Source organism: Pseudomonas sp. BRG-100, from assembly GCF_000737955.1.
In the GTDB taxonomy this organism is placed as follows: Bacteria; Pseudomonadota; Gammaproteobacteria; order Pseudomonadales; family Pseudomonadaceae; genus Aquipseudomonas; species Aquipseudomonas synxantha_A.
Genome location: NZ_JPRX01000001.1, coordinates 5,338,164 through 5,346,355 on the forward strand (window position 1 = coordinate 5,338,164; position 8,192 = coordinate 5,346,355).

Annotated in this window: 12 protein-coding genes; 5 read left to right on the top strand and 7 right to left on the bottom strand. The window is 58.4% G+C overall.

The genetic code is table 11. The annotated features are described in order from the left end of the window. Window positions 1-85 precede the first annotated feature (85 nt). The 3 genes from JH25_RS03860 to JH25_RS03850 all read right to left on the bottom strand — a co-directional run bounded on the left by JH25_RS03860 (window position 86) and on the right by JH25_RS03850 (window position 2,021). Window positions 86-1,048, bottom strand: coding sequence for a FecR domain-containing protein (locus JH25_RS03860; protein WP_032880203.1), 963 nt, complete (start codon window positions 1,046-1,048; stop codon window positions 86-88). Continuing rightward, window positions 1,045-1,551: a sigma-70 family RNA polymerase sigma factor gene (locus JH25_RS03855; protein ID WP_032880204.1), complete on the bottom strand. Its 507-nt coding sequence runs from the start codon at window positions 1,549-1,551 to the stop codon at window positions 1,045-1,047. Before JH25_RS03855 ends, JH25_RS03860 begins: the two co-directional genes overlap by 4 nt. A gap of 89 nt (window positions 1,552-1,640) precedes the next feature. Continuing rightward, window positions 1,641-2,021, bottom strand: a complete 381-nt coding sequence (locus JH25_RS03850; protein ID WP_032880206.1) for a cupin domain-containing protein — start codon at window positions 2,019-2,021, stop codon at window positions 1,641-1,643. A 184-nt stretch (window positions 2,022-2,205) separates the two neighbouring features. Between JH25_RS03850 and JH25_RS03845 the strand changes: the two genes are divergently transcribed. After that, the gene (locus JH25_RS03845; RefSeq protein WP_032880207.1) at window positions 2,206-2,922 is read left to right on the top strand and encodes a class I SAM-dependent methyltransferase; all 717 of its coding nucleotides are present in this window, start codon (window positions 2,206-2,208) and stop codon (window positions 2,920-2,922) included. A gap of 38 nt (window positions 2,923-2,960) precedes the next feature. Here JH25_RS03845 and JH25_RS03840 read toward each other — a convergent pair whose 3' ends face one another. The 3 genes from JH25_RS03840 to JH25_RS03830 all read right to left on the bottom strand — a co-directional run bounded on the left by JH25_RS03840 (window position 2,961) and on the right by JH25_RS03830 (window position 4,823). Continuing rightward, on the bottom strand, window positions 2,961-3,326 hold the full coding sequence (locus tag JH25_RS03840; protein ID WP_032880208.1) for a hypothetical protein: 366 nt from the start codon (window positions 3,324-3,326) through the stop codon (window positions 2,961-2,963). A gap of 667 nt (window positions 3,327-3,993) precedes the next feature. Further along, window positions 3,994-4,248: a hypothetical protein gene (locus tag JH25_RS03835; protein ID WP_032880210.1), complete on the bottom strand. Its 255-nt coding sequence runs from the start codon at window positions 4,246-4,248 to the stop codon at window positions 3,994-3,996. 32 nt (window positions 4,249-4,280) lie between these two features. Continuing rightward, a complete protein-coding gene (locus JH25_RS03830) occupies window positions 4,281-4,823 on the bottom strand; it encodes a GNAT family N-acetyltransferase (RefSeq protein WP_032880211.1) in 543 nt (180 codons plus the stop codon). Window positions 4,824-4,985: 162 nt separating this feature from the next. Here JH25_RS03830 and JH25_RS03825 point away from each other — a divergent pair, with 162 nt between their 5' ends. Then, window positions 4,986-5,219, top strand: a complete 234-nt coding sequence (locus JH25_RS03825) for a hypothetical protein (RefSeq protein ID WP_003192651.1) — start codon at window positions 4,986-4,988, stop codon at window positions 5,217-5,219. 6 nt (window positions 5,220-5,225) lie between these two features. On the opposite strand, the gene JH25_RS03820 is transcribed toward JH25_RS03825, so the two are convergent. Then, the gene (locus JH25_RS03820) at window positions 5,226-5,720 is read right to left on the bottom strand and encodes a GNAT family N-acetyltransferase (RefSeq protein WP_032880212.1); all 495 of its coding nucleotides are present in this window, start codon (window positions 5,718-5,720) and stop codon (window positions 5,226-5,228) included. A gap of 119 nt (window positions 5,721-5,839) precedes the next feature. Here JH25_RS03820 and JH25_RS03815 point away from each other — a divergent pair, with 119 nt between their 5' ends. The 3 genes from JH25_RS03815 (at window position 5,840) to JH25_RS03805 (ending at window position 8,113) form a co-directional block, all read left to right on the top strand. Next, a complete protein-coding gene (locus JH25_RS03815; protein ID WP_032880214.1) occupies window positions 5,840-6,355 on the top strand; it encodes a GNAT family N-acetyltransferase in 516 nt (171 codons plus the stop codon). Between the two features lie 163 nt (window positions 6,356-6,518). After that, window positions 6,519-7,394 (top strand): glyoxalase III HchA, encoded by an 876-nt coding sequence (hchA, locus tag JH25_RS03810; RefSeq protein WP_032880215.1) that lies wholly within the window; start codon window positions 6,519-6,521, stop codon window positions 7,392-7,394. Beyond that, window positions 7,394-8,113: a PA1136 family autoinducer-binding transcriptional regulator gene (locus JH25_RS03805; RefSeq protein ID WP_032880216.1), complete on the top strand. Its 720-nt coding sequence runs from the start codon at window positions 7,394-7,396 to the stop codon at window positions 8,111-8,113. Before hchA ends, JH25_RS03805 begins: the two co-directional genes overlap by 1 nt. Window positions 8,114-8,192 lie beyond the last annotated feature (79 nt).

Genomic DNA, 8,192 nt, shown 5'->3' on the forward strand with positions numbered 1-8,192 from the left:
GAGGGTGAAGGCCCACCTGTTTCGATGGGTTATTCCCATAGGCCAAGCGACGTGGAAAAAACTGCGCTGTATGACAAAAATATTTTCAGGCTGGCACCACGGTCACCCAATAGCGCGTGCGCCGCTCAATGCGCACCGGCAGCGCTTGGGCGAGCAGGGCCAGGGCTGCATCGGTATCGTCGAGCTGGAAACTGCCGGTAACGCGCAAGCCTGCAACGGTTTCGCCACAGCGCAAAATCCCTGGGCGATAGCGCGAGAGTTCGGCCAGCAGCGTGTCCAGGCGCATGCGTTCGGCGGGCAGCAAACCCCGCAGCCATGCCTGGGCGAGGAACCCATCGACAGGAGCCGGCGCGGCGATACCCTGGCTATTGACCTGGGTACGCCAGCCCGCGTCCAGCCGCAGGGGCAGTTGGTGGCCTCGCGCATGCACCTGCACCAAGCCGCGCAGGACCGTCACCTGGGTACCCCGGCGGTCGTGGCGCACCAGCAGATGAGCGCCCGGGCTATGCAGCGTCGCGTCGGGTGTCAGCAGTTGCAGCGCCCGCGATTCGACGGGCGCGTCCAGGGCCATCTCGCCTTCGACCAACTGCACGCTGCGCTGTGCGGCGTTGAAGTCCAGGTTGACCGCGCTGGCGGTGTTCAGCCACAACGAACCGCCGTCGGCCAACCGCCATTCGCGCCGCTCGCCGGTGCCGGTGCTATAAGTGGCCAACGCCGAACGTACTACGGTGGACTGCGCACCCTGCCACGACAGCCCGCCGAGCAGGCCGACGGCGAGCAGCGCCTTGAGCATCTGGCGGCGCTGCTGTGGATCATTGCCGGCAGCTTCCAGCGCCCGTCGCGTGGTGGCATCCGCCAACAGTGTCGCTCCCGGTTGCAACGACAACGGCAAACTGCTGACGCGCTGCCAGGCGTATTCATGTTCGGTATTGGCTTGGCGCCATTGCTGCAAAGCCAAACAATCGGCAGCGTTCATCAGCCCGGATTGGCTTTTGACTAGCCAGTTGATGGCGCTGTCGCGGACCTGCGGATCAACCGGCAGGCTCATTCAAAACGACTCGCGTAACACACGCTGAACGCCTTGCCCATGGCCCGCTGCACCTGAGCCACGCTGAGGTTCAGCTGCGCGGCGATTTGCGGGTAGGTTAAGCCGTCGAGCTGGGACAAGAAGAAAATCCGCCGCACCGGCATCGACAGCCCCACCAGCAATGAGTCGAGTTGCAGCAGGGTCTCGATGGTCAGCAGTCGCTCCTCCGGCGAGGGCTCCAACGCTTCGGGCCGAGCGGCCAGTGCCTCCAGGTAAGCGCGTTCAATCGCCTGGCGCCGCCAGCGATTGATCAGCAAATCATTGGCAATCTTGGCCAGAAACGCCATGGGCTGGCGCAGCTCGCCCACCTCCTGGCGCGAACACAACACGCGCACGAAGGTGTCGTGGGCCAGGTCCTCGGCATCGGCACGGTGCCCCAGACGTCGATGCAACCAGCTCCGCAACCAGGTGCGGTGGCGGGTATACAACTGCTCGACCGGCGAGGCGGTGCTGTCGTTGAACATGTGAGATTCGCTTGGCTTAAATGATAACTCTTCTCATCTTATGGGTTTTGGTTAAGGGTTGTACAGCGCTAAGCAGCGTACGCCTGCGCTCAAATCCACTGATCGTTGACTGCCGTCCGCTCTCCGCCTTCGTGTCCGGTGTTCAAGATGCCCCTTGGCTCGATCATCATCAGCCTGGCTTCTCCTTCGGCGGCGGTCCTGTGCTCAATGCCACGCGGCACCACATACAACTCACCCGGCTTCACATACACCGGGCCACCCGGCAGGTCGATACGCAGCGTGCCTTCGAGCACCAGGAAGGCTTCATCGGTTTCGGGGTGCGAATGCCAGATGAACTCGCCCTCGATGCGCACCACCTTGAACTGGTAGTCGTTCATTTCGGCAACCACTCTTGGGCTCCATTGCTGATCGATGAGCGAGGCTTTGTGCGCGAGGTTTATCGGTTGGGCGGGTTGCTGTAGGTGAGTCATGCTGAGCCTTCCTGTCGGTGAGAAGGCCAGACTATCCCGGCTACAGGTCAGAGGCTTGTACGATCCTGCAACCCCTCCACTCGCACGCCCCCGCATTCCCCATGGGAATGCAGCACATAACATTAATGAATTTTTCTTGCTGCCACGGTTAACGTAATTTGCGTCAAGGCCACGGAGAACCGCCTTGAACTCATCCTCACCCAACCCTGCTGACAAATTCGATACCTCAAGAGCCAACGAGTACGCACGACAAAGCCGTATCGCATTGGCGGGCTATGACGCGTGCCAGGACCTGGCAGCGTGCATGCTGGCGGCAAGCCTTGGCGATACCCCTTCGGCCAAGGTACTTGTGGTCGGCGCTGGCGGTACGGCGCAAGAGATCATCGCCATGGCCAGCCTTGAACCGGGCTGGCGTTTTATGGCGGTTGATCCCTCCCAGCCGATGCTGGACGCGGCAAGGCAGCAGTTGGAAGCCAACCACTTGCTTGATAGAACCACCCTGCATCTCGGGCAGCTCGAAGACCTGCCAGCAGACGCGTCATACGACGCCGCCACCTTGATCGGTGTGCTCCACCATCTGGAGGATGACGACGCCAAGGACCGGATACTGCGATCGATTCGGGCGCACCTGAAACCGGGGGCACCGCTGATCGTCGCGGGCAATCATTATGCGTATGCCAGCCAGCCGTTGCTGCTGGCGGCGTGGGGGCAACGGTGGCGTCAGCATGGCGCCAGCTCGGACGAAGTAAAGGCCAAGCTCGGCAAAATCCTTCAAGGCGCTGACCCGCCCCATTCCGAGGCCGCGGTTCAGAAGCTGTTGCACGACGCCGGCTTCGGCGACGCGACCCGTTTCTTCAGCAGCCTTTTCTGGGGCGCTTGGTTGACGTGCAAAGTGGGGTAGCGAGGTGTTCCACCATACTCAGTAACCCGTGGCGCGATTCAGATCGCCCGGAGAGTAGCCAGCCGCCGACGCCAATCGCCGCCATGCCGAAGGTGGCATTCTTCTTCAGAGTCGAAACTGACGCAGCGGGCGATGTTCGGGACGTGCACGTCAGAGTCATCCAGCGCGGCGGTGGTCAGCTCGCGCATACGGGCGTCTGCCCCGGTTGCGAGGGCGTGAGCCTTACTCGCAAGGCTGTCGAATACCCAGATCACCCGCAGGCTTTGGGGGAAGGCGCGGTAGTCGACTGTGTGGGTCAACCAGTCGAAGCCCGGGATTTCGACCTTTGCGATCTCGCAGGCGTCGGTCAGGGCTGCAATGAGACGGCGTTCGATACGGGCGTGGTCGCGTGAGGCAGGCGGCATAAAAAGGAGGTCCGTGAATCCTGGGAGTGGGTTGGGGCGCCAGCCGATAGGCTGATCAGAGCATAGGTATCTACACAACTTCGGCACGACGCTAAATCTGTGGCGAGGGAGCTTGCTCCCGTGACGGCCTGACAGCCGATGCATGTCCATCTGACGCTCCGAAATACAAATGTGGGAGCTGGCTTGTCGGGTCGCCGCATCGCTGCGAAGACGGCCTGACAGCCGACGCCAATCTACCTGACACCCCACGATCAATTGTGGGAGCTGGCTTGCCTGCGAAGACGGCCTTACATTCGACACCGTGATACCGAGTACATATCCATTCCTGCGGTAACGGCCACCTAGGGTTCCGCTCTGACAGCGGCTCACTTTTGAAAAGCGCAAAAGTAAGCAAAACGCTCTTGCCCCACCACTCGGCACCTCGCTTAGGCTCGGTGTGCCCGAACACAGGCTTGAATCCGTGGGCCGCCGCCACGCGCCATCCATGGCGCGGGGCGGCTAACCCGGCGTCCTGCCGGGTTACCCACGAATTCAAGCCTGCGTTCGGCCAGCGTGGTTTAACGGGGCGCCTAAGATCAAGATCAAAAGCAGATCAAGATCAACAGCGGCTCGCTTCGCATCGTGGTTACCGCTGAGCGCTACAGAGTTGTGTAGATACCTATGCTGATCAGAGCGGGCGCGATTGAAGCGAGGGACGCAACCGTTGCCATTCATTCCAGCAATCCTCGGCAACGATATCCGGGTAACCCCGTTCTTGTTCCATCGCCAGCGCGGTGGAGAAGGTTACCGCAATGCAAGTGGCCTGGTCGCGGATATTGCACACTTCGACTTCGCTGAGAGGGGCACCCTTTTTTGACTCGGCGGCCGTCAGCACGGCGGCAAGGGCGGGGACAAAAACCAGGCAGAGGGGCTCGGTAGACATCAGCTTTTTCCTGAGTAGGGTGGGTGGTGCGCTTATTCTTCAGGGTTGATCAACGATCTCAACGTATGGTCCTCCCAAACGCCAGCAATCTTCAGATAGGCTCGCGCATAACCTTCGTTTTCAAACCCCAGCGACTCCAGAAGGCGTTCACTTCGCACATTGCGGGGCAAATGATTGGCCATGATCCGGTGAAGCCCCAACTGCTCAAAGCAATGACGGTTAGTGACCTGAAGTGTTCTTTTCATCAGGCCACGGCCCTGGGCAGATTCCGCCAACGAAAAGCCGAGATGACAGGCCTGAAAAACGCCCCTCACAATGTTCGTGTAGTTACACCGCGCTAGAACCTCTCCGCTCTCGGGTTCAAGCAAGAGGAAACACAGAGCGTTGCCAGCCTGCATATTGTTTACCTGCTGCTCGACCCTGGCCTTGGCGTTGCCAGTGGTGAAGTATTCCTCATCCCTGAGCGGCTCCCAGGGTTGCAGATGCCTGCGGTTGACGCTTTCGTAACGGCTGATCCTCTCGAAATCGTCGCGGCACAATGGCCGAAGGCAGTAGCCCTCAACGCAATAATCCATAAGCCCCTCCAGATTTACCAATGGCCCCCCACCTCACTGCGTAGCCGCACAGAATAGCGCCGCTACGCGTAAAGCGACCCCTTTCACTGCAAACAGGTCTACCATGCCAGCCCCGGCAGTGGTTCCACTCGCTCCCGAACTCCATTTTTCAAGGTAGCGATAATGTCCATCGACCAGATCTCCCTCCCCAAAGGCGTCGGCCCCCACGCCGCCAAGCTGCTTGACGCTATTACTGGCGCCTCGACCCATGAAGAACTTAACCGTGCTGGCGGTAAAGCCGAGGGTTTTGTGCTGGGGCTGGAGGCCACCAAGGCGATCAAAAGCCAGATTGCGGAGTCGCTGTATGTGGCGTATGACGACGCGGCGAGCAATCGGGCTGGTGAACTGAAGGGCTAGTGCACGTCAGTCCATGGTTCCGGAATGAGGGCCAATCGCCGGAATAGGCTGACGAACATAATAATTGTCGAATTCACTGCTTTCGATGAACTGGAAGCCATGGCGAGTATAAAAGCGATTCGAAGCGCTTTCTTTGAGAGCCCCCACTTTAATAGGCAGCGCAGCCGCATCCGCCTCTTTGAAAACCTGAGTGAGAACAGCGGACCCTACCCCTGACCCTTGCGCGCTCGGCCTGACATACAAGTGGTCGAGCAAGAGTTCATTGCGGTGATGTTTGACCACTACGAAACCCACCCGCTCTCCAGCTGCCTCGATATAGCGTGTGTCGCGAGCTTCAAAGCCGCCAAGAAACCGCTCCCGCGCACGCACAGGATCAAATCGCCCAACACGCTCCAGACTTTCGCGCATGGCCTCAATTCGAATGGCTACCAGATTATCCAAGTCGCTTTGTTGAACCGGGACCAAAATGATCGGGGAATTTTGATTGGGTGCGACGGGCATATTGTGTGCTCCAACTACCATCCTGGGGGCCCAGTATAGAGAGCCTGATACTGATGAAGCGACCCGCATGGTATGTTCACGGCATACATGGAGTAACGGCCCCCAGGAAGGAAATTGCAATGCCAGTGGACACCCACCCAATCCGCATTCTCTCGCAACGCCTGAGCATCGAGCCCTTCTGCGAGCAGGACGCTGTTGAGTCCTTCCCTTATATCACGCCGACTCTGACTCGCTACATGTCCTGGGAACCGCCTGCCTCGCTGGAAGAGTACGCGCAAGTCTGGGGGCAGTGGCTGCCTGCGATAGCGGATGGTAGCGACATCGTGTTCACGGTCAGGGAGCTGGTGAATGCCCGTTTTACTGGCTTGGTCGGGCTGCACCATACCGGCAGTGAAACACCGGAGTTGGGCATCTGGATCCGTGAAGATAAACATGGGTTGGGGTTTGGTGGTGAAGCGGTGCGGGCGGTTGTTCAGTGGGCTAGCCAGTGGGTGGTGGCAAAGCACTTTATCTACCCTGTTGCGACGCAGAATCGTGCGAGTCGGCGTATTGCCGAAACTTTGGGGGGAGTTGTCATTGAGAGGCGGATGTCGGAAAAATATGAGTCGGTTGTGTATCAGATACCGGTGGTTTAACTCTGGGTATCAGGTTGGTCGGAGGCCTGCTTTCGGCCAAAAGCGGCCGATCGGCGTACTGTATGGGTGCGGAAAATTTCTTTGAGGGAAAACCCTCATTGCTGGGCCTGCGTCACGCTATTAGCATTGATTTCGACAATCGGCCCATTCGTAGGAGAAAACCATGACTACCTTGCAGAGTGACGACAAGCGCCCCACACCGGATCAGGCAGAGGACAATGCCTTTTTCCCCTCTCCATACTCGCTAAGCCAATTTACCTCGCCAAAATCTGATTTGAGTGACGCGGATTACCCTAATCCTTACCAAGGTGGCCGCTGGAAGATATTGCTGATCGGCGCCGACGAGCGCTATTTACTGACCGACAACGGCACCATGTTTTCCACCGGTAATCACCCGGTCGAGACGTTGCTACCCATGTACCACCTCGACAAAGCCGGCTTCGCGTTCGACGTTGCGACCCTGTCAGGCAATCCGGTGAAGTTTGAATTCTGGGCCATGCCTTCCGAAGATACCGAGGTAAAGAATTTCTACGCCAAATACCGCGAACAGTTCAAAAAACCCTTGAAGCTTTCCGATGTGGTCGAAAAGGCACTGGGCGAGGATTCGGATTACATCGGGGTTTTCATACCCGGCGGACACGGCGCGCTGATTGGATTGCCGGAGAGTGCCGACGTGAAAGCGGCTTTGCATTGGGCAATCACCAACGACAAATTTGTGATTTCCCTATGTCACGGCCCAGCAGCAATGCTCGCGGCGGGTATTGGAGAGTCGAGGGATTCCTACATTTTCAACGGCTACAAGATCTGCGCATTTCCAGACAGTCTCGACGCAAAAACGCCCGACATCGGTTATATGCCTGGGCATTTGACCTGGAAATTTGGTGAGCAATTGAAAGCCCTGGGAGTTGAGATCGTCAACCAGGATATTTCAGGTGCAACGCTCCAAGACCGCAAGTTGCTGACCGGCGACAGCCCACTGGCAGGCAATAATCTGGGCAAGTTGGCAGCTGAAGCATTGTTGAAAGAGGTCGCATCGTAGTGAGCGACGGGCCGGCCGAAACAGCGATGCGAGCTGCTCTGGAGATAGAGACGGCGCGCACACTTGAATCAATCAAGAAAGCCGTCAGGGGTTTTGCCACACCCTACGGCTATGATCGATTCGTGTTGTTTTCTGCATCGCCGGCAAGTGAAGAAGTGGTTGAGCATATCTACTGGGTCGAAGGCGATTGGTTCGATAACGGTCGATCGGTGGATGCCGAGACTTATGTTCGACATTGTCCGGTGACTCGCCACCTTCTGAATGCTCGGCAATCCTTCTTCTGGCAGAAAGAACAGGTCAAGGGAGAAGAGCGCTACCGGGTGATTCGTTCTCCAGGTGATCCAGGGATTCAGGGGTTGCAGGTACCAGTTTTCGGCCCGCAGGGGCTTGAGGGCGCGATGAGCTTGGGGGGTGAGCCGGTGGATGGAAGCGCGCGGGTTCGCTTGGGACTAAGCCTGGTTGCGACGGCCGCTTTTTTCGCAGCTAGGGGGTTGCTTGAGGCTCCACTGGACGAAGCGTTACAAAGCCTTTCCCCGCGAGAGCGCGAAGTCATGGAATGGACGGCTGCCGGAAGACGGCAAGCGGATATTGCAGCAACTCTCGGTTTGTCGGAGCGTACGGTTGAAAATCACCTGCGCTCAGCGCGCCGACGTCTGGGCGTGACAACGACAGCACAAGCCATCAGGATGGCCATCCGTAACGGCGATATCGATGGTTAAGGACGCGGCGAGATCGAGTGGTGGAACGTTTGGACCTCCGAGTAATTTCCTCAATGGGCTGATCTGAATGTCGGCTATT

What these genes read in the sequence shown, in the direction of transcription:
- JH25_RS03850 (WP_032880206.1), bottom strand. Translation starts at nt 2,021, where the DNA reads ATGACTCACCTACAGCAACCCGCCCAACCGATAAACCTCGCGCACAAA.
- JH25_RS03835 (WP_032880210.1), bottom strand. Translation starts at nt 4,248, where the DNA reads ATGTCTACCGAGCCCCTCTGCCTGGTTTTTGTCCCCGCCCTTGCCGCC.
- JH25_RS03820 (WP_032880212.1), bottom strand. Translation starts at nt 5,720, where the DNA reads ATGCCCGTCGCACCCAATCAAAATTCCCCGATCATTTTGGTCCCGGTT.
- JH25_RS03855 (WP_032880204.1), bottom strand. Translation starts at nt 1,551, where the DNA reads ATGTTCAACGACAGCACCGCCTCGCCGGTCGAGCAGTTGTATACCCGC.
- JH25_RS03825 (WP_003192651.1), top strand. Translation starts at nt 4,986, where the DNA reads ATGTCCATCGACCAGATCTCCCTCCCCAAAGGCGTCGGCCCCCACGCC.
- JH25_RS03815 (WP_032880214.1), top strand. Translation starts at nt 5,840, where the DNA reads ATGCCAGTGGACACCCACCCAATCCGCATTCTCTCGCAACGCCTGAGC.
- JH25_RS03830 (WP_032880211.1), bottom strand. Translation starts at nt 4,823, where the DNA reads ATGGATTATTGCGTTGAGGGCTACTGCCTTCGGCCATTGTGCCGCGAC.
- hchA (WP_032880215.1), top strand. Translation starts at nt 6,519, where the DNA reads ATGACTACCTTGCAGAGTGACGACAAGCGCCCCACACCGGATCAGGCA.
- JH25_RS03840 (WP_032880208.1), bottom strand. Translation starts at nt 3,326, where the DNA reads ATGCCGCCTGCCTCACGCGACCACGCCCGTATCGAACGCCGTCTCATT.
- JH25_RS03860 (WP_032880203.1), bottom strand. Translation starts at nt 1,048, where the DNA reads ATGAGCCTGCCGGTTGATCCGCAGGTCCGCGACAGCGCCATCAACTGG.